Below are 17,947 nucleotides of genomic sequence, written 5' to 3'. Positions count from 1 at the left end.
TCCTGCCTCGTGAACGACTAGAATATTCCCACCGCTGCATGAGCCCAGATCAGGACCGTCAAGCCGACCACTGCCAAGCACAGCGCATATCGATACAGCCTGCGAGTTCTAATTCGTGACACGAACTCCAGCGCCACGCCCAGGCCAAAGAGCTGAGCGGCTGCGGCTGCGAAATCACTGCCGTCCCAATTGACCTCATCCGTGAATTGCATCGCAACGAGCGGAAGAAGCAGAAGTCCACCGATCGCCAACCACAATGCGGCCCGGCCCCAGCCTGATCCGTGGCCGGAGAAAGTCTTTGCGATTGCCATAAGGAACACTCCTTGCTCGACGCTGACGTTCGGAGAGGCCGTTGACCTCCCTCAATGACATCATTGCGGAAGACGGCCGATTTCACAACGCATGCCTTCCACACGTCTAGGAATGCTCTGGTGCGGAGCCTGCATCTTTGGGGGTAATACGTAAGGCCCTTCTGCAATTCGCAATGGTACGTGGGCAAGGCCGCGATGAAGCTTATCCTGAAACGCTAGGATGTGTTTCGGGGAGGAACCATGGTCGCGGTGACGGTTCCGGAGGCGACGGGGCAGGATAATTCAAAAGTGTCGCCCGGGAACTCTTCCGATGCGAACGCCCCCGCGTCCGCTATCGGGGAGCGGGCCGGAGGAAGCGCCGTTCCGCCGTCGGAAACGGGGCCGATCGCGCTGGCGACGCTGCTCGGCATGCATAGGATTGCCGCCGATCCTCAGCAGATGCGGCATAGTCTCGGCCATGCCGAACCTCTCGACAAGCGCGACATTCTGCGCCTTGCGCAACGGATAGAGGGCGTTCGCGCCCGTAGCGTCACTGCCGACTTCGATCGTTTGCGCCGGCTGGCGCTTCCGGCACTGGCGCACGGTACGCAGGAATGGTTCATCATCGGCCGCGCGACCGAGCAGGGGGTGGTGATCCACCGGCCCGGACATGCCGTCGAGACGCGCACGCTGGAAACGCTGGACGAAATATGGTCCGGGGAACTGGTGCTGGTCGCAACACGGGCCGGGATTCCCGGAATCGCCGCGCGCTTCGATTTCCGCTGGTTCATTCCGCAGATCGTCCGTTATCGCAGGCTGATCGGCGAAGTGCTTCTGATTACCTTATGCCTGAACCTGCTGGGCCTCGCCGCGCCGCTGTTCTTCCAGAACGTTATCGACAAGGTACTGGTCCACAACACCCTTGCGACATTGCAGGTGCTGGTGCTGGGCTTCGTGATCGTCTCCTGCTGGGAAGTCACCTTTGGCTGGCTTCGCACGCGGCTCTATTCCGAAACCAGCCAGAAGATCGATGTCGAGCTGGGCGTTCGTCTGTTCCGGCACTTGCTGCGCCTGCCGCTCGCCTATTTCGAGGAACGGCGCGTCGGCGACACGGTGACGCGCGTCCGGCAACTGGAATCGATCCGGGAGTTCCTTACCAACGCGTCGCTGTCGGTACTGATCGACCCGGCATTCACGATCATCTTCCTGATTGCGATGTGGATATATTCGCCGGTGCTCGCGCTGGTCGTGCTGCTGACGCTCCCGGCCTATGTGCTGGTATCGCTGATGGTGACGGGGCCGCTGCGGCACAGGCTCACCGAAAAGTTCGAGCGCAGCTCCGCCAACAACGCACTGCTGGTCGAGAGCGTGTCGGGCATGCAGACGATAAAGGCCGCCGCCGTCGAGCCGCAGTGGCAGAACCGCTGGGAGATGCAGCTTGCGGCCTATAGCGCCGCCAATCAGCGCGTCATCAACCTGGGCAACGGCAGTAGCCAGATGGTGCAGCTTGTGTCGAAGCTGAGCCTGGCGGCGATCCTGTTCTTCGGCGCGCGTGAAGTCATCGCGGGCGCGCTTACGGTCGGCGGGCTCGTGGCCTTCAACATGTTCGCGCAACGTGTATCCGGGCCGATCATCCGGATGGCGCAACTATGGCAGGAGTTCCAGCAGGTGCGCCTGTCGATCGACCGGCTGGGCGACGTGCTGAATGCGCCTGCCGAACAGATTTCCCGTTCCGGGATAACGCCCCCGCCGATGAAAGGCGAAGTCCGCTTCGAGGCCGTGCGTTTTCGCTATGGCAGGGAGGGGCCTTGGACGCTGGACGATATCAGCTTTGCGCTCCCACCCGGCGGCACGCTGGGCATTGCAGGGTCCTCGGGATCGGGCAAGTCGACGCTCGCCAAGCTGCTGCAGCGCCTCTACGTGCCTGACGCGGGCCGAATACTGATCGATGACGTGGACATAGGCCAGGTCGATCCTGCGTGGCTGCGGCGTCAAATCGGCGTCGTGCTGCAGGAGAACCTGCTGTTCAACCGCAGCCTGCGGGAGAATATCGCGCTCGCCAACCCTGCGACGCCGCTGCAACAAGTGATTGCGGCGGCGAAGCTGGCGGGCGCGCACGACTTCATCGTGTCGCTGCCGCACGGCTATGACACGATGATCGAGGAGCGCGGCGTGAACCTGTCCGGGGGCCAGCGCCAGCGTATCGCGATCGCCCGCGCGCTCGTCACGCGGCCCCGCATCCTGATCTTCGATGAAGCGACATCGGCGCTGGACGCGGAAAGCGAAGGCATCATCCAGGCCAATCTGAAGGGCATGTCAGCGGGCCGCACCGTCGTCATCATCGCCCATCGGTTGTCGGCCATCCGCGATTGCGATTGCATCCTGACGATGGAGCAGGGGCGGATCGTGGAACGGGGCAACCATCGCGAACTGCTCAACAGAGGCGGGCGCTATGCAAGCCTCTATCGCCTGCAAACAGGGCTGGAGGCCGTCGCGTCATGATCGCGCTGGCGGACCATTGGGCATCGGCCAAGGAGGCGCTCCACAAAGAGAAAGCGCGCGCGGCGGGGCTGACGCGGGTGGAGGAAGTGGACTTCCTGCCTGCCGCGATGGAGATTGTGGAACGCCCGGTTTCGCCGACAGCGCGCATGACGGCAAGAGTGCTGATGATCGCGCTGGTGCTGACGATGATCTGGCTGATCTTCGGCCAGGTCGATGTGGTCGCTTCAGCGCCGGGTCGCCTGATCCCTGCGGACAATGTGAAGGTGATACAGGCGGCGGACAGCGGCACCGTGCGCTCCATATTGGTGCGCGACAGCCAGAAAGTGCGTGCGGGGCAGGCGCTGCTGGAACTCGATCCCACGGTATCGTCCGCGGAGGCGGTGCAGGCGCAAAAGGCGCTGGAAACCGCCGAACTCAATGCCGCGCGCGGACGGGCGATGCTGTCCTCCCTCGATGGGCGCGGACTGGTCTTCGTGTCGCCGCCGGGGACATCGGCGCAGGTCGTGGCGATGCAAACCGCGCTGGCTCGGGCGGAACTGGAGGCCATTCGGGGCGGCGCATCGGTGCACGGCGCGGATCGGCAGGCGGCGATGGCTGCGCTGGGCGAGGCAAGGCTGCAGGCCGCAAAGCTCACCGAGACCCTGCCGCTCGTCGACCAGCAGATCGCCGCCAACGAGGCGATGCTGGCCAAGGGCTTCGTGTCGAAACTGCGCGTCATAGAGATGCAGCGGCAGCGGCTCGCGCTGATCAAGGATCGGCAGATCGCGCTGGAAACCGCGGACAAGGCGCGGGCGCAGATCGCATCGGCGGGCGGCACGCTGGTGCAGGCGGATGGTCTGGCGCGCGCGAAGATCCTCGATGACTTGACGAAGGCGGAGGCGGAGGCGCGGCTGCGCCGTGAGGAAATGGTGAAGGCGAGCCGCAAATCCAGCCTGCAACGGCTTGTCAGTCCCGTCGATGGAACCGTCGCGCAACTCTCCGTCCACACGCTGGGCGGCGTCGTGGAAGTCGCCAAGCCGCTGATGCTGATCGTGCCCGCTGGCGGCGAATTGGTGGCGGAAGTCAGGATATTGAACCGCGACGTCGGCTTCGTCCGTGTCGGGCAGGCCGTAGCCGTCAAGCTCGAAGCCTTTCCGTTCACCCGCTACGGGGCAGTGCCCGGCCGCGTTCAAAGCCTCAGTTCCGACGCGGTGCAGGACGAGAAGATGGGCCTGGTCTACACGGCCCGCATTGCGCTCGACCGGCATTGGGTCGGGCAGGACGGGCGCGCCATGGTCCTCACTCCGGGCATGGAAGTGATCGCCGATGTCCGCACCGGACAACGCAGCATCGGCAGCTATCTGCTGAGCCCCATCCAGGCGGCGGGCCTTGAAGCAGGCCGGGAACGCTGAGCATGTCGGGGCTGCACCGGCGCATCCTGTTCATCGTTGCAGGCCTGGGCGCAGGTGGGGCCGAACGCGTCATCAGCCTGATGTCGGGCGCATGGGTGAAGCGGGGGTGGGACGTGAAGATCCTCGCGTTCGACAGCCCCAACGATCCTGTCTACCATGCGTTCGATCCGGCAGTGAAGATCGTGCGATTGGGGCTGCTCCCCACGGTTGGAGGCCCTGCCGGATCGCTGCTGGTGCAGGGCAGGCGCATATTGGCGATCCGCCGGACGCTCGCACGGTTACAGCCCGATATCGCGATTTCCTTCCTGACGAAGATCAATGTCCTCACGCTGCTTGCGACGGCAGGCACGCGGCATCGCGTCATCGTATCGGAACGCAACAATCCTCGTGCGCAACAGGCAAGCGCCAGTTGGAACGCGCTGCTCGCCCGGCTCTACCCGAGGGCTGACGCCATCGTCATGCAAACCCGCGCCAGTCTCGACTGTCTCCCCGCAAAAGTGCGGGCGCGGGCTATCGTGATCAACAACCCGATCGCGATGGCTTCGCCCAAGCTCCCCCCGGCCGAGAAGCATGTTCTAACGGCGGTAGGTCGCCTCGCTTATCAGAAAGGCTTCGACCTCCTGATCGACGCTTTCGCCACCATTGCCCCCAAGCATCCCCATTGGACGTTGCGCATATGGGGGGAGGGCGAGATGCGCCCCGCTCTGGAGCAGCAGGTGGCGCGGCTGGGCCTCACGCACCGGGTAGAATTGCCGGGCAAGAGCCGGAACCCGGAAAGCTGGGTGGAGCAGGCGAACGTGATGGTGCTCTCCTCCCGCCATGAGGGGTTCGCGAATGTGCTGGGCGAAGCGATGGCAGCGGGGCTGCCGGTCGTCGCGTTCGATTGCGATTTCGGCCCGGCGGAGATGATCTCGCATGGCGTCGACGGACTACTCGTGCCTGCCGGTGATGTCGCGGCCATGGCGGTCGCGCTCAGTCAAGTCATGGCCGATAGTGCGTTGCGCGAGAGGCTGGGCAGGGCCGCGAAGATCTCTTCAGAACGCTTCTCGCCTCCGCGCATCATCGCCCGGTGGGATGCCTTGATCGAGGACGTGCTGGAGGCGACGATCAGTAAACCAGCCCGATCTTCAGAAACCCCTGCCAGCGGCGGAATTCATTGAAATTGTCAGGCGTCGTTCGCTGGCTGTAATTGCCGGTCGCTTCGACCCAGACATGCCGGTTGAGCAGGTAACGCGCGCTCGCTTCGGCCACTGCATAGCGCTGGTTCTGGTCAAAATCGCCGCGATACTGGATATGGCGCAGGCCGACTGACCCGCGAAGAATCAGATTGTGGCGCGCCTCCTGATCGATGTTGAGATTGAAGCGCGAATCCACGCGACCGATGGCGCCCGCTCGCACAGTCGCCACATCGCCCCGGAACACATCCACGCTGACCGCTGTCCGGGTTCGCGGACGCCAGGTAAGCCGCCCGCTCGCCGCCACGCCATTGAACGCCTCCAGTCCCAGGTCGCCCGGATCGGAATGAAAAAAGCCTACGCCCATGTCGCCCCGGAGGCGATCGCCCAGGGCAAGGGAAACACCGCCCAGAGCGCCATAAGTCGTGCTCTGCCGATCGACGCCCGTCCTGTCGATCCGGAGACGCGGGTCGCGGCGATTGACATAGGGCTGCACGAACACCGCGATACGTTCCGACAGACGGACCTGACCCCTGATCGACGCGCGATATGTCACCATGTCGCGATCCGCATCTTGCACCGGCAGATAGTTTAACTTGGTTGCAGCGACGTTCGCCGTGACGCCGACCCTCGGCCCGTCATAGCGATATTCCAGTTCAGCCGTCGCGACATTGATCAGCGACGGACGGCGCGAGCGGGCGAACTCCGCCTCCGGATCGCTCCGCCGCTCGAATGTCCGATCGAAGCTCAAGATGGTGGCTATCGACTGGCGCTTGCCCAGAAGATGGCGATAGTCGAGCAGTCCTCCGAACTCGGTCGTGTTCTCCCGTTTGGTCCGTCCATAGCGGGACAAGCCTGCATAGGCTCTTCCCCTAAACTTGGAATTGGCGCTGTTGAGGCGCGCATCGATACTGGGGTCGATCAGGAACACCACGTCGGAGCGCTTGTTGTCCTGCGCAGCCAGAATGTTGTTATCGAAACGCGCTCCCGCCTCGATCTTGGGCATGAGGACGAACGATCCGGCGCGGATGGTGCGCGGCTCATAGCCGGGGCGGGGCAGGTCCTCGATGCTGGTATCCCGCTCTATGCGCTGCGCAACAGCGTGCGAGGAGCACATCAGAATTGCGAGACTGAGAAGCGCGGCGCTCCTGGAGACCAATGGCCTGTGCTGGCAATGCACCCTATTGCGCACCGGTCAGAACCAGCTCTCCTGCACTTGTATCAGGTCCCCCGGCTGCACGCTGCTGTCGGGCGCGGCGCGTCCCTTTGCGGCGCTGCGTGTCACGGTCACGGCCTTGGTATTCGCGCGGAAGGTGTAGCCGCCCGCGACCGACACCGCGGTCATCACCGACATGCCGGGAACATAGGGATACTGGCCCGGCCGCTGCACTTCGCCCATGATGAAGAACGGGCGATAGGCGAGGATCTGGGCGCTGACCTTCGGGTCGAGCATCAGTTGCTTGGCGCGGATCGAATTGGCGACGTCGGCTTCGAAAGCCGCGATGGTCTTGCCCGATGCCTCGACTGTCCCGATCATCGGCAGCGAAATCGCGCCGGTGTCCCCCACCAGATAGGTGTTGTTGAGCGCATCCAGACCGAACACGCTGACGCGGATCTGATCGCCCGGGCCCAACTGATACGGCCCCGGCGCAGTTGAGGCCAGCGGCGGCAGTCCGGCGCTGGGCCCGGCGCACGCCGTCGTCACCGTGGCCATCGAAAGCGCGATGAAGCTAATCCAGATTTTCATGTCATCCCTCCTCATCATGGCGCCGTCCGTCCTGCTTTGATCCCGGTTCTGTACCCTCACAGGCTGCCGGCTTCCGCCCGGTTTCCGCGGGGACACCAGGCGGGCAGGGTCTGTTGCAACAATCCTTCGAGCATCAGGAGGTCGTCCTGATAGAAGTCGCGGAGCATGCCTCGCAGCTCCTCGGTCAATGGCGGATAGCGGACCGGTGCGGCCATCGCCGATCGTGCTCGCGCAAATAGCGGATTGGAGCGCAACGGATCGAGCAGCGGACGCGCGGGCTTCAGCAGGCGGCGCAGCGACAGCGGCAGCATGGGCGCGGTGCTATCATTCTTGCGGCTGGCGATTTCGTCCGCCGCAACATGCACGTCTACGCCGATATGCCGACAGACATCGGCAACGATCGCATCGGCCGAGCTTTTGATGCTCTCATAAAAAATGACGTAAAGCTGTTCGCGCGGGAAATGGTCGAGGAATCGCCCGATATGGGCGCCGTACAAGCCGCCCTGCAGGAAGCGCGACGCTTCCGCCCGACCTCCGTCGAGATATTTGCGGGGGTCCGGCCCCACCATGCCCCGCCGGAAATACATGCAATAGTCGGAATAGGCGCGCTGCACCGGATCGCGCAGTTGCACGATCAGCCGCATGTCCGGAAACGCGGCGGCGATCCTGGCCGGTGCATCGGGATGCGCAAGATAGCTCGCCGACTTCTCGCCGATGATCCTTCCTTCAGGCGCGGGGTCGAAAAGGCCGCGATACCAGTCCGGCCCCCGATCATATTCGGTGCTGAAATAATGCGGCTCGGCATCCGGCAGCCACAGATCGGGATGGCAGCGCAACTGGTGCGCCACCCAGGTCGTGGCGCCTTTGACCGCGCCGATGATCATGAAGGACGGCTGCCTGTCGTTATTCGTCACGGATGGTCGCCTGTTCGATGATGGAGTGCAGGATGATGCCCATCAGGCTGCAATTTGCGGGATCGAGCGTCGGGTCTACCGGCAGCAGCAGGCTCGTCTCTCCCAGCATCTGCGCCATGGGCAAGCGGGTTGCCGGGCCGATCGCGGCGTCGGTAAACGCCTGTTCCAGATAGATCTCGGGGCAGCTTCCCGTCTGGCAGGGCACACCCACGGCGCGCGCCTGCGCCACGATCTTGTCCCGCGTCCAGCCGGGACCAAGCCGTTCAGGCCGCACGAACGCATAGAACTTATAATAGGCATGGCCGATTTCCGGCTCCGGCTCGATCAGCCGCAGCGCGGACAGCCCCCGTAGTGCGTCCAGCAGAGCTTGAGCATTTTCCCTACGGCTCTCGATCCAGTGGGGCAGCTTGGCAAGTTGCCTGACCCCGATCGCTGCCTGCATTTCGGTCAGCCGATAATTGCTGCCGAAATGCTGGTGGAGCCAGCGGAAGGAGATGCCATCTCCCCCCTGCGCATAGACTTCCGGGTCCTTGCCATGATCCTTCAAGGCCCATGCCCGCCGCCAGATGGCGGAATCGCGTAGCAGCAACATGCCGCCTTCGCCCCCCGTAGACATGATCTTGTCCGTACAGAAGGAAAAGGCCGCCGCATCCCCGAAGCTGCCGACGGGCCGCCCGCGGAGCGTCGCGCCATGGGCCTGCGCGCAATCCTCGATCACCTTGATGTCGTAGGTCGCTGCCAGTGCGGCAATTTCTTCCATGGGGGCGGGATAGCCCGCCAAATGGACGACGATGATCGCACGCGTGCGGGCAGTCAGTTGCGGCGTGATCGTCGCGGCCGTCACGCTCTGGCTGACGGGATCGACGTCTGCGAACACCGGCGTCGCGCCACAGGCCATGATGCAACTGGCCGACGCCATGAAGCTGCGCGCGGGAACGATGACCTCATCGCCCGCACCAATGCCCAACGCCCGCAGCGCCACTTCCAGCGCGAGCGTGCCGTTGGCCAGTGCGATCCCGTGCGGCATCTCGCAAAGCTCGGCGAAACCGGCCTCCAGCGCGCCGCACCAGTCGCCATGATGCAGTGCGTTGACGCGGCCGGTCCTCAATACCTCCGCCGCCGCGGCGATCTCGTCGGGCGCGTAGACAGGCCAGCGGGAGACGATCGGCATCTGTAACGGCGTGAGTTCTGACAGATCTAGCGATGCGAGCATGGACCCGATGCTCCTAATGAGCCTGGCGCATTGCAGCGCCTTCCGGCCACAGTGCGGGGTTGAGATGAACCGCGGCAGTGGGCCGCACGTGGAGGTCGACCTTCTCGAACTCCTGTTCGCCACGCGTCACCTTTTCGAGCATGTCGAACAGCGTGTCGCGGACCTGCTCCTGGTCATGCGCCAGCACGAGGTCTGCGAGCTGGTCGAAACCTGCCTGGAGCGTCGCCAGCGGAACGGGCACGGGTTCGGCCTCGAACACACCGGCCAGTTCGGACGGCAACTGCGTCTCGCGCTCGTCGAACAACTCCTCGTAGAGCTTCTCTCCGGGACGCAGGCCCACGATCTTGATGGGCACATCGCGCTCGGGCACCAGTCCGGCCAGCCGGATCATACGCCGGGCGATGTCGATGATCTTGACGGGTTCGCCCATGTCCAGAACGATGATCCTCCCGCGCTTCAGTCCGAATTCCATGGCCCGCGCAGTGCTGTGCAGGATCAGCTGCACGGCTTCGTGGACGGTCATGAAGAAACGGGTGATCTCGGGATGCGTGACCGTGAGCGGCGCGCGGCGGTCAAGCTGGCGCTGGAACAACGGGATCAGCGAACCGCTGGAGCCGAGCACATTGCCGAAGCGGACCGTCATGAAGCGGGGCGACGACGGGCGGCCCGCGCCTTCCAGATCCATGGCCTGGCAGTAGAGTTCTCCCAGCCGCTTGGTAGCGCCCATGACGCCCACCGGATTGACGGCCTTGTCCGTGGAAACCTGCACCATCGCGCGCACTCCGAACTTTCGCGCTGCATCCGCGACATTGCGCGTGCCGATGACGTTGGTCTGCACGCCGGCGCAGACGTTCGTCTCTACGAGTGGAACATGCTTCAGCGCGGCGGCGTGAAAGACGAAGGCAGGCGTGAACTCGGCGAACACGGCCATGACGTGCTGCCTCTGCCGGATCGAGCACAGGATCGCACGGCAGGGCACCTGCGGATAATTTTCGCGCAGTTCCATTTCCACCGAATAGAGGTTGAACTCGCCGCAATCGAGCAGCAGCAGCTCGGACGGTTCGAACCTTGCGACTTGCCGCGCCAGTTCGCGGCCGATCGAGCCCCCAGCTCCGGTGATGAGCACGCGCTGCCCGCGGATCGCGCGGGACACCACGCCAGGGTCCAGTTCCGTCTGCGGGCGGTCCAGCAGATCGGCAAGGTTGATACGCTCCAGATCGAGCGGGTTGTCGATCTCCGTCGCCGCAGGCGCGCGCAACACGGAGAGATTGAGCGTCTGTGCGACGGTGACGAGTTTCAGCTTGGCTTGCCCTGGAAGCCCTTCCGGCCCGGCGGCAAGGATGATGCAGGTCGGCCGCACGTTGCGCGCCGTCAGCGTATCCACCGCATGCTCCAGCGCGTCGATAGCGCCCAGTATCGGCACGCCACGCAGGCGCATATTCGTTTCGGGACTGTCCACGACCAGGATGCCGACCGGCAGATAGGGCGGAGTGGGAACCAGCTCCAGATGACGCAGCACGCTTTCGATATATTCTGGACGCCCGATGAGCAGCGCACGCTGCTGGCTGACGACGATATCCGTTTGTCTGGTCTTGAGGGTGCGCGGCATCCGGAGCCGCCGGATCTTCTGCCGCAACACCGGCTGCCACATGCGCCCCGCCGACAGCAGTGCGGTCAGGACGAAGCACTGGATGATCGGGACCGAAGTCGGCAGCCATCGCGCATTGGACGTCAACAGCAGGATGCCGACGGGAATGACCACTGCGAACGTGGCCGCTTCGACCAGCCGGACGAGATCTGGGAGGGAGGCGAGCCGCCACACCCTGTTGTAGATGCCGCTCACTTGCAGGACCATAAGGCCGCCGACCAGGATGATCGGCATGTTGTCGATCATTCCGGTCATCATCGCCGGGGGTATCTGCCCGTTCATGCGCAGGATCAGCGCAATCGCCAGAGCCGCCCCCAGGGCAACGGCATCGTAAACGAGATAGACCATTTTCCGCCAGAAACGCGGAGATGCTATGTAGCTGCCAAGTGGTGGCATCGGTTCCCCCTTATATGATGTCGCCGGCAGACCGCGCGAAAATGAAAGCTGGCCGCGACTCTACGCCATTTAGAAGGATGGCTGTTCCGCTAGGTTAGCTGCATCCTAACCAAGGCGAACGTGCGCATAGGGGCCAGCCGATAAGAGGTACGTAAAACCCGCAAAGGTGCACCAGCCTGCCCAAAGGGAGTAACCGACGATGCCAAGGGAGGGGCTGGTGCGGTCCAGTCTCCCCTGTGGGATAGGACACGAAATAGCGTAAGCGCTCAAGGCAGCGGCTCGCTTAGTCTCAAGCTGCACAGAGCAGGGAAGAGACAATGCAGCACATTGTGTCCGCAGCCTGGTGGTCCGGCAGATGAAGGTTCTGCACGTGATCACGGGGGCGAATGTGGGCGGCGCAGAGACGATGCTGGCACGATTGCTGGATCATCAAAAGCGCGTCCCGGGGATTGAAGCGGAAGTCGCCACACTGATGCCTCCGGGATTCGTGGGGCGCCGGATGGCGGCCTCGGGCGTTTCCGTCCGTTCGCTGGGTATGCGCAGTGTCCTTTCGGCGGTCCCAGCCTTCCTTCGCCTAGTCGCCATGATCCGGCGCGAACGGCCGGACATCGTGATCGCCTGGATGCATCATGCGCAGATTGCCGCAACCTGCGCTGTCTGGCTGGCCCGGACGCGGACGCCGGTGATCTGGAACGTGCGTCATTCGCTGGGCGGCTTCACTGAGGAAAAGTGGCTGACGCGGCTGGTCCTGAGGGTTCAGGCGCGGATTTCCAAGATGCCTGCCGCCATCATCTACAATAGCCATGCCGCAGCAGCGCAGTATCGCGCCCATGGCTTTGCCTCGAAGCGGCAGGAAGTCATTCCCAACGGGATCGACATGCCGACTCCGCAAGCCAGCGTTACCGCCCGACGCCTCTTCACCATCAGCCCCGATGTCGCGCTGATCGGCATGATAGCGCGGGCGCACCCGATGAAGGACGTCGCAAATCTGCTTTCCGCTTTCCAGCGGATATGCGCCGCTGGAATGCCCGCCCATCTGCTTCTGGTGGGAGAGGGCATGGATCGCCCAGCGGATGACCATGTGCAGGCACTTGCGGCCTTGCCCAAAGGAAGCTGGACGCTTTCCGGGCATCGCGCCGACGTAGGCGAATGGCTGGGTGGCCTAGACATATTAGTGTTGCCTTCAGCATGGGGAGAAGGATTTCCCAACATCGTCGGGGAAGCGATGGCAAGATCCGTGCCCTGCGTCGGCACCAATGTCGGCGATATGGAATGGATCATCGGCGCGACGGGCCGAACTGTGCCGCCGCGCAATCCCGCCGCTCTAGCCGCCGCCTTGACCGAGTTGCTGACGATGCCCGCAGCCGAACGCAAAGCACTTGGGGCAGCGGCGCAGGAGCGCATCCGGACCAACTTCGCCCTTGCCGACATTGCCAGCCGCTACGCCGCATTATGCCGTGAGATCGTCAACCTCCCCGTAGACTTGGCGCATCCCTATCGTGCCGAACGCAGTGAAGCCGCATGAAGATCGTCGTCATTGCAAGCCTCGCTTATTCCCTCGTCAACTTCCGCGGCCGACTGCTGGCGGCGATGATCGACAATGGCCATGAGGTCGTCGCCTGCGCGCCCGACAGCGATCCGGACGTCGAGGCGCGGCTGCGGGAAATGGGCGTCACCTATCGGCAGATGCCGATGGCGCGAACCGGCATGAACCCGTTCAAGGACATCGCGACTCTCCTTTGGCTCACGCGCTTCCTCAAACGCGAACGGCCGCAACTGGTGCTCGCCTATACGCAAAAGCCGATCATCTATGGCGGCATCGCCAGCAGGATCGCCGGTGGCGCGCGGTTTTACGCAATGGTCAGCGGATTGGGTCATGTCTTCAGCGATGGCGACTCGAGGTTCCTGCCGCTGGTGCGCCGCATCGTGTCCACACTCTACCGTTCTGCGTTGGCCCGCGCACAGGCGCTCTTCGTGTTCAATGGCGATGACGAGGCAGAAATGCTTCGGCACAATATTCTGAGGCGCAGGACCCGGGTGGTGCAGGTGCCGGGCTCCGGCGTCGACCTGACGCATTACGCGCAGCAGCCTGTCCCGGAAGGCCCGCCGATCTTCCTGATGATCGCCCGCCTCTTGCGGAACAAGGGGCTGGTAGAGTTCGTCGAAGCCGCGCGGATGGTGCGCACAGCCAATCCGGAGGTGCGTTGCCGCCTGCTGGGGCCGCTCGACCTCAATCCGGCGGCGATCAGCCGCGCCGAGATCGATGAGTGGCAGGCCGAAGGCATCATAGAATATTGCGGCGAGACGCGCGATGTTCGCCCTCATCTTGGCGCAGCGAGCGTGTTCGTCCTGCCGAGCTGGTATCGCGAAGGACTGCCTCGCACGATATTGGAGGCCATGGCTGTAGGCCGGGCGGTCATCACCACCGACATGCCGGGCTGCCGGGAGCCTGTGGACGTCGGCCGCAACGGGTACATCGTGCCGCCCCGGAACGCCCGCGCGCTTGCGGATGCGATGCTCCGGTTCGTGCACGAGCCGCGACTGGCAGTCGAGATGGGCGCCGCTGCGCGCAGCACGGCGGAGGAGCGGTTCAGTGTGGAGCGCGTGAATGCGCTGCTGCTGGCCACAATGGGATTGGCGGAAGGCCACATGCCTCGGCAGCAACGTCAACACCACGTTCCGGCCCCGGCGCTATCGGCGGGTCTGCCATGCCCCTAAGGCGCGCAGTAGATCTGGTCATAGCTGGTACGGCGCTCATTGCAGCGTCCCCGGTTATGGCCGCCATCGGTATCGCGATCCTGATGCTGGACGGAAAGCCGATCCTGTTCCGCCAGACCAGAGTGTCGCTCAATGGGCGTCCGTTCCATGTGGTCAAGTTCCGGACCATGCGAGACACACGCGATGCGTCCGGCCATTTGCTGCCCGACGCATCGCGTGTGACGACAATAGGCCGGCTCCTTCGCGCCACCCGGCTGGATGAATTGCCGCAACTCTGGAACATCCTAACCGGCGCAATGAGCCTGATCGGGCCAAGGCCGCTGCTGCCCGCCACTATTGCGCAGGCAGGCGAGCAGGGCCGACTTCGCTGTACCGTCAGGCCGGGTCTGACGGGCTGGGCGCAGGTGAACGGCAACGCGCTCCTGAGCGACGCTGACAAGCTTGCACTCGACGTCTGGTACATCGCCAATCGTTCTATTACGCTGGATCTGCAGATACTCATCCGAACCATCGCGGTCGCCACCATGGGCGAGCGTCCGAACCCCGTTTCCATAAGGAGGGCGCGTGAAGGCAATCCTCATCGGGGCGGTTGAAAGCACGAGGATCGCGCTGGAATGTCTGGTGCGCGCGCCCGGTTGGGACTTGTCGGCCGTGCTGACCTTGCCGCCCAGCCTGGACGATCGCCATTCCGACTTCGTGGACTTGTCAGCGCACGCGCAGCAGGCCGGCGCTCGCCTGCTGCATGTCGCCAACATGAATTCGGAGGAGGGACTGAACATAATCTCAGAACTTGCCCCGGATTATGTGTTCGTCATCGGCTGGTCGCAGATCTGCGGGCCCGATTTCATGGCGCGGTCGAATGGCCGGGTCGTCGGATATCACCCCGCGGCGCTGCCTCGCTTGCGAGGGCGCGGCGTCATTCCGTGGACGATCCTGCTGGACGAGCCGATCACCGCGAGCACTCTGTTCCGTATAGATGCGGGCGTGGACAGCGGCCCTATACTTGCCCAGCGTTTCTTCCATGTGGCGCCCGGCGAGACTGCCGCGAGCCTCTATGCCAAGCACATGGCTGCGCTGGAGGCGATAATGCCGTCCATGCTCGAAGGATTGGCGCATGGTACTGCGGAAGAGACCGTACAGGATGATCGATATGCGACATGGGCAACCCGGCGGCGGCCCGAGGATGGCGTCCTTGACTGGACGGCCCCGGCAGCGACAGTCTGGCGCGTCATCCGCGCCTGTGGCGATCCCTATCCCGGCGCGTGGACGTGGCTGGCGGGCGATAAAGTGGTCATAGATGCAGCGGAGCTTGTGCCCCTCAGTAGATATAGTGCAGCGATTAGCGGCCAAGTGATCGAACGCACTCCCGATAGTTTTACGGTGAAATGCGGGGACGAGGCGGGCGTGCGGGTTACACGCTGGAAGCGTTCCAAGCCCGGCCCGCCGCCGATGCATTGCGTGCTGGGCCGGTCCGGGGCGCTCATATGAGCGCGATCGACCGCATCAAGCGCGCCATGGTGATTGCGCCCCATCCCGACGATGAAGTGCTCGGCTGCGGAGGAACAATTGCGCGGCTCACGGCGATGGGGCGGGCCGTGGAAGTGGTGGTGGTCACGCGCGGCATGGCCCCCCGCTTCGATCCCGCGCAGGCGGAGCAGGTGCGCGGGGAGGCATTACGGGCGCATGCCGCGCTCGGCGTTTCCCGAACCCGGTTTCTCGACTTTCCTGCCGCCGGGCTCGATCAGATTGCCTGCGCCGACCTCAATCAGGCAGTTGCTGCAGTGGTTGGGGACATGCGGCCGGATACGCTGTTCCTGCCCTTCGTCGGCGATCTCCACTTCGATCATAAGCTGGTGTTCGACGCGGCGATGGTTGCGGCACGACCGCTAGGCAGCGATTATCCCGCGCGCGTGCTTGCCTACGAAACGGTCTCGGAAACCAATTGGGCCGCGCCTTACGTCGCGCCCAGCTTCCAGCCCAATGTGTTCGTCGATATCTCAGATCATCTGGACACTAAATTGGAGGCATTTCGCTGCTTCGAGTCTCAGGTCCGCGCGTTCCCGAACGAGCGATCCATCGAGACATTGCGGGCTCTGGCAATGGTGCGCGGCTCCTGTGTCAGCTGCGCGGCCGCAGAAGCCTTCACGCTCATAAGGGAAGTCATGAAATGAATGTGATCGCCGTGAAGCAGGATCTCGCCGCCGGCCGTACCCGCATTTCCGGAGAAGGTGCGTCGCAGCGTTCGGCGCGCATGATGATCAGCTCGGCCGGTCGCCGCGTGAGCCTGCTGCGATGTTTCCGAGAATCCGCGCAGAACCTTGGCATCGATCTCGACATCTTCGCCTGCGACCTGCAGCCAGAATGGAGCGCGGCCTGCGCAGACGCGGACAAATTCTTTACTGCTCCTCCGGCGGAAAGCGACGCCTTCGTTCCGGCCATGCTTGAGATATGCGAGCAGGAATCGATCGGCCTGATCGTCCCGACCATCGACACCGAACTGGTCGCCTATGCGCAGGCGCGTGAACAGTTCGCGGCCATCGGCACTTCCGTAGCGGTCAGCGACTTGCCGCTGGTGACGATGGCGCGCGACAAGCTGGCGACGGCGCGTTTCCTTGCGCAAGCGGGCATTGCGTCCCCGCGCACTGCCGCCGCCGCAGATTTTCTGGTCGACCAGGGCGGGCTTTCCTTCCCTCTTCTCGCCAAACCAAGGGGCGGCAGTTCGAGCCGCGGCATCGCTGTCGTGGAGAACGAGACTCAGATTCGGACTCTGGAAGCCAAGGAGCCCTATGTCCTGCAAGAAATACTGGAAGGGCCGGAGTTCACCGTCAGCATCTATTTCGACTCCGAAGGCCAGCTCAAAAGCGCGGTCCCGCATGAACGACTCCGTGTGCGCAGCGGCGAAGTCGAAAAGGGAACGACGGTTCGACACTCGCTCTTGGAGGAGATGGCGCGGCAGTTGGCGCAAGCCCTGCACGGAGCGCGGGGCGCATTGTGCTTCCAGACCCGCATGACGGCTGCCGGGCTTCCCTCGATGTTCGAGATCAACGCCCGCTTCGGCGGTGGCTACCCGCTCGCGCATCAGGCCGGGGCGACGTTCACGCGCTGGACCCTGGAAGAATGGCTCGACCTGCCGAGCTCCGCGACTGCAGAGTGGCGGGCAGGCGTCCGGATGCTGCGGTACGACGACGCGATCTTCCTGTGAACGAGGAAGGTCGAAGAGAGCCCGGTTTCGACCGGGTGATTGTCTTCGACCTCGACGATACCCTGTATCTGGAGCGCCGTTATGTTGAAAGCGGGCTAAAGGCCGTCGGAGCGTGGGCGCATGCGCGGCTCGGGCTGGAAAAACTGGGGCCGCTCATGCTGGAACGCTTCGCAGCGGGCAGCCGGACCCACATCTTCGACGACAGCCTCGCGGCGCTGGACGTGGTTCCGCCCCCCGGCACGATAGAGCGGATGCTGAATGTCTATCGCCAGCATCGCCCCGACATCTCCCTTGAAGCCGACGCCGATCACTTCCTGCGCAACCCCCCGCCACGCACGGCCTTCGCGATCATCACGGACGGGTTCCTGGATGCGCAGCGGCGGAAGATCCGTGCACTGGATCTGTACCGACGCGGCGTTCGGCTGGGCGTCTGCACAGACTGCTGGGGGCGGGAATGCTGGAAGCCGAATCCACGGGCCTATCTTCATCTTCAGCAGTTTTTCGCGCTGCCGCCCGAACGCTTCACATACATAGCGGATAACCCTCTCAAGGATTTTCATGCACCCACTGTATTGGGATGGCACACCGTCCGTATCGCCCGAGCGGAAAGGCTGCACCTGAACGTTTCGGGGCAAGTCATTGACGCTTCCAAAGTCATTGAAAATCTTGAGCAATTTTAGAGAGAGCTATAGATCTACGTGTAAATACTTACTTCCTTCGAAGTAGGCTTATGACCATTAGAGAAGTAAAC

The 17,947-nt window shown here is 63.6% G+C and carries 16 protein-coding genes; 10 read left to right on the top strand and 6 right to left on the bottom strand.

From position 1 onward, the window contains the following. Window positions 1–17 precede the first annotated feature (17 nt). Window positions 18–311: a hypothetical protein gene (locus QHC67_RS07305; RefSeq protein WP_319292750.1), complete on the bottom strand. Its 294-nt coding sequence runs from the start codon at window positions 309–311 to the stop codon at window positions 18–20. 240 nt (window positions 312–551) lie between these two features. Between QHC67_RS07305 and QHC67_RS07300 the strand changes: the two genes are divergently transcribed. Genes QHC67_RS07300 through QHC67_RS07290 form a run of 3 tightly spaced genes read left to right on the top strand, consistent with a single transcriptional unit; the run spans window position 552 to window position 5,343 of the window. Further along, on the top strand, window positions 552–2,792 hold the full coding sequence (locus tag QHC67_RS07300; RefSeq protein WP_319292748.1) for a type I secretion system permease/ATPase: 2,241 nt from the start codon (window positions 552–554) through the stop codon (window positions 2,790–2,792). Beyond that, entirely contained in the window at window positions 2,789–4,183 is a 1,395-nt protein-coding gene (locus tag QHC67_RS07295; RefSeq protein ID WP_319292746.1) for an HlyD family type I secretion periplasmic adaptor subunit, read from the top strand. The genes QHC67_RS07300 and QHC67_RS07295 overlap by 4 nt, the downstream gene beginning before the upstream one ends. Before the next feature lie 2 nt (window positions 4,184–4,185). Further along, window positions 4,186–5,343 (top strand): glycosyltransferase family 4 protein, encoded by a 1,158-nt coding sequence (locus tag QHC67_RS07290; RefSeq protein WP_319292744.1) that lies wholly within the window; start codon window positions 4,186–4,188, stop codon window positions 5,341–5,343. Here QHC67_RS07290 and QHC67_RS07285 read toward each other — a convergent pair. From QHC67_RS07285 to QHC67_RS07265, 5 genes are all read right to left on the bottom strand, one after another. Further along, window positions 5,291–6,475, bottom strand: coding sequence for an outer membrane beta-barrel protein (locus tag QHC67_RS07285; protein WP_319292742.1), 1,185 nt, complete (start codon window positions 6,473–6,475; stop codon window positions 5,291–5,293). The two genes, QHC67_RS07290 and QHC67_RS07285, sit on opposite strands and share 53 nt — an antisense overlap. A 78-nt stretch (window positions 6,476–6,553) precedes the next feature. Further along, window positions 6,554–7,105, bottom strand: a complete 552-nt coding sequence (locus QHC67_RS07280) for a polysaccharide biosynthesis/export family protein (protein WP_319292740.1) — start codon at window positions 7,103–7,105, stop codon at window positions 6,554–6,556. A 56-nt stretch (window positions 7,106–7,161) separates the two neighbouring features. After that, window positions 7,162–8,019 carry a sulfotransferase gene (locus QHC67_RS07275; RefSeq protein WP_319292738.1) on the bottom strand — a complete coding sequence of 286 codons (858 nt, stop codon included), beginning with the start codon at window positions 8,017–8,019 and terminating at the stop codon, window positions 7,162–7,164. Further along, window positions 8,009–9,232, bottom strand: a complete 1,224-nt coding sequence (locus tag QHC67_RS07270) for a DegT/DnrJ/EryC1/StrS family aminotransferase (protein WP_319292736.1) — start codon at window positions 9,230–9,232, stop codon at window positions 8,009–8,011. The genes QHC67_RS07275 and QHC67_RS07270 overlap by 11 nt, the downstream gene beginning before the upstream one ends. Window positions 9,233–9,245: 13 nt before the next feature. Then, entirely contained in the window at window positions 9,246–11,276 is a 2,031-nt protein-coding gene (locus tag QHC67_RS07265; protein ID WP_319292734.1) for a nucleoside-diphosphate sugar epimerase/dehydratase, read from the bottom strand. 355 nt (window positions 11,277–11,631) lie between these two features. On the opposite strand from QHC67_RS07265, the gene QHC67_RS07260 reads away from it, so the two are divergent. From QHC67_RS07260 to QHC67_RS07230, 7 genes are read left to right on the top strand one after another with little or no spacing between them, the layout of a single operon-like run. After that, window positions 11,632–12,801 (top strand): glycosyltransferase, encoded by a 1,170-nt coding sequence (locus QHC67_RS07260; protein ID WP_319292732.1) that lies wholly within the window; start codon window positions 11,632–11,634, stop codon window positions 12,799–12,801. Further along, a complete protein-coding gene (locus tag QHC67_RS07255) occupies window positions 12,798–13,994 on the top strand; it encodes a glycosyltransferase family 4 protein (RefSeq protein WP_319292730.1) in 1,197 nt (398 codons plus the stop codon). Before QHC67_RS07260 ends, QHC67_RS07255 begins: the two co-directional genes overlap by 4 nt. Next, window positions 13,985–14,587: a sugar transferase gene (locus tag QHC67_RS07250; protein ID WP_319292728.1), complete on the top strand. Its 603-nt coding sequence runs from the start codon at window positions 13,985–13,987 to the stop codon at window positions 14,585–14,587. Before QHC67_RS07255 ends, QHC67_RS07250 begins: the two co-directional genes overlap by 10 nt. Continuing rightward, on the top strand, window positions 14,559–15,482 hold the full coding sequence (locus QHC67_RS07245; RefSeq protein WP_319292726.1) for a formyltransferase family protein: 924 nt from the start codon (window positions 14,559–14,561) through the stop codon (window positions 15,480–15,482). Before QHC67_RS07250 ends, QHC67_RS07245 begins: the two co-directional genes overlap by 29 nt. Beyond that, on the top strand, window positions 15,479–16,165 hold the full coding sequence (locus QHC67_RS07240) for a PIG-L deacetylase family protein (RefSeq protein ID WP_319292724.1): 687 nt from the start codon (window positions 15,479–15,481) through the stop codon (window positions 16,163–16,165). Before QHC67_RS07245 ends, QHC67_RS07240 begins: the two co-directional genes overlap by 4 nt. Next, window positions 16,162–17,196, top strand: coding sequence for an ATP-grasp domain-containing protein (locus QHC67_RS07235; protein WP_319292722.1), 1,035 nt, complete (start codon window positions 16,162–16,164; stop codon window positions 17,194–17,196). Before QHC67_RS07240 ends, QHC67_RS07235 begins: the two co-directional genes overlap by 4 nt. Then, complete coding sequence (locus tag QHC67_RS07230; protein ID WP_319292720.1) at window positions 17,193–17,876, top strand: HAD family hydrolase; 684 nt, start codon at window positions 17,193–17,195, stop codon at window positions 17,874–17,876. Before QHC67_RS07235 ends, QHC67_RS07230 begins: the two co-directional genes overlap by 4 nt. Window positions 17,877–17,947: the final 71 nt, after the last annotated feature.

Source organism: Sphingobium sp., assembly GCF_033795625.1.
GTDB lineage: Bacteria > Pseudomonadota > Alphaproteobacteria > Sphingomonadales > Sphingomonadaceae > Sphingobium.
The sequence above is the reverse complement of the archived record's forward strand: the minus strand, read 5'-3'. Positions and strand labels throughout refer to the sequence as shown.